Below are 1,210 nucleotides of genomic sequence, written 5' to 3'. Positions count from 1 at the left end.
GTAGATACCGTCTTGCCGGTTACCTGGCAAGACATATTTCGGCATCGAACGGACGACCCGATTTCAGCACGCCATAAGCCAGCTGCAGCAGCTTCTTCATCGCCGCGCACACCACGACTTTTCCCGTTTTCTTACCCGCATCCAGCCGTTTCTTCAGCGCACTCACCGCCGGATTCCACTTCATCGCCACTATCGCAGGCATGTACAGGGCCTTGCGCATCGCGCTGTTGCCCATCTTCGATATCCTGCTTTTGCCCTTCCACTCACCGGACTCCTGCCGCATCGGATTCAGACCCACCCACGCCACAAGCGCCTTGCTGCTGCTGAACCTCGACATGTCCCCCAGATACGCCAGCATCGTGCTGCTCAGCACGCCCGCGATGCCCGGGATGGACTCCAGCAGTTCCCTGTTCTTTTTAAGGCCCGGATCATTGTCGATATGGTCGTTTATTGCCCGCTTCGTTTCGTCTATCTGCGCATCCAGCGCCGCAATGACCACGCGGATTGAGGGCTGCACCACCGCATCCGAGACCTCCAGCCGGTTCTCTTCCATCTGCCGCATTTCCTGAAGATTCGTCAGGCGCTTCACCAGCGCCTTCAGCCTGCGTTCATTCAGCGGCGCCGGCTGCCACAGCGACGGGCCGTGCAGTTTACAGTAGCGCGCTATCATGCGCGCATCGTCTTTATCCGTCTTGTTACGGCTCAGCTCCGCCTGTCCGAAGCGCCTGATGCGCGCGGGATTTTCCACGCTGACATCATAGCCTTCGTCGTGCAGGAAGGTGGCCAGCGGCTCACTGTACGCGCCGGTAGCCTCCATGCAGATATGGCAGCAGCCGAACGGCTCCAGCCATTTTTTCAGGGCGATAAAGCCCTTAGGGGTGTTGGGAAAGACTTTGGTTTTGTAAGACGTGTCGCCTTTCCAGACGGCCACATCAAACTTTCCGGAGGCAACATCAATGCCGACAGGCATACGGGTTTGCATAGATTCTCCTTAACAGCACAGGGAAACCGCCATGACCATCCTTATGGATGCGTGCTCGGTGCACAGGATACCGTCCGGTCTTGAAGGCGGGAGTTAAGTTGCCGGGGATGAATCTACGAAGCAGGCTTTATGCCCAGGGGGCGCCCCCATCTCACCAGCAACTTCCCGATGATCAGTCGGGGATCATCATACCCGGAGGAGAATGATCGGGATATAAGGGGCGCCATT

1 protein-coding gene is annotated in these 1,210 nt (G+C 57.7%); it reads right to left on the bottom strand.

The features are described from left to right. Positions 1-19: 19 nt before the first annotated feature. A complete protein-coding gene (locus F3J41_RS23195; protein ID WP_021312959.1) occupies positions 20-982 on the bottom strand; it encodes an IS110 family transposase in 963 nt (320 codons plus the stop codon). Between the last annotated feature and the right edge of the window lie 228 nt (positions 983-1,210).

It is taken from the genome of Pantoea sp. Ap-870 (genome assembly GCF_011752515.1).
GTDB lineage: Bacteria > Pseudomonadota > Gammaproteobacteria > Enterobacterales > Enterobacteriaceae > Pantoea > Pantoea dispersa.
The sequence above is the reverse complement of the archived record's forward strand: the minus strand, read 5'-3'. Positions and strand labels throughout refer to the sequence as shown.